This window comes from Thermococcus sp. 21S7 (genome assembly GCF_012027615.1).
In the GTDB taxonomy this organism is placed as follows: domain Archaea; phylum Methanobacteriota_B; class Thermococci; order Thermococcales; family Thermococcaceae; genus Thermococcus.
The window spans coordinates 1-543 of record NZ_SNUT01000015.1; the positions used below are offsets into that span (position 1 = coordinate 1).

A 543-nucleotide genomic window follows, 5' to 3' on the forward strand; every position below is an offset into this window, starting at 1 on the left:
ATCGTGGACGAAGAAACTGAAAAGCTCCTGAGGGGAGAGCTGTGAGGGTCTACGTTGATGTTAACGTGATCTACTACCACCTTACTGATAACCCCGAGTTCTCTGATAGGGCCACCGATTTGCTGGAAGAACATTACGGGTCAATGATAACCTCATCTCTGACCGTTTGGCAGCTCTATATACTCCTCAGAAGGCTGAACAGTAACGGAAGGTTTGACCTTATGGAAATACTTCCGGAACTTGGGATTCGAGTCGTCCCGCTGACGCCTGAAATTCTCATGGAAGCGGAGAGAGTAGAAAAGCTGGATTTTGATGGCGCCATTCACTACACCACAATGAAGAAGTACGGCGTGAAGAGGATACTCTCGAACGACAGGAACTTTGACAAAATTGAGGGAATAAAGAGGGTATTTTAGCTCTGGTTCTCCTTCTCCTCCGGGAACTTCGAGGTCTCCTCGTTGGCCTTCATGATCTTCGCCCTGTACTCCTCGTATTTCTTTCTGGCCTCTTCCGCCTTGTCCTTCTCTCCCAGGTAGTCGTAGA

Annotated in this window: 1 protein-coding gene and 1 pseudogene; one reads left to right on the forward strand and one right to left on the reverse strand. The window is 48.4% G+C overall.

What is annotated here, in order from left to right; genetic code table 11:
* Positions 1 to 41: 41 nt before the first annotated feature.
* Entirely contained in the window at positions 42 to 416 is a 375-nt protein-coding gene (locus tag E3E51_RS12900) for a type II toxin-antitoxin system VapC family toxin (RefSeq protein ID WP_167893272.1), read from the forward strand.
* On the opposite strand, the pseudogene E3E51_RS13210 reads toward E3E51_RS12900, so the two are convergent.
* Positions 413 to 543: pseudogene (locus E3E51_RS13210) on the reverse strand (GlcNAc transferase); the annotation flags it as partial. The gene E3E51_RS12900 and the pseudogene E3E51_RS13210 overlap by 4 nt on opposite strands.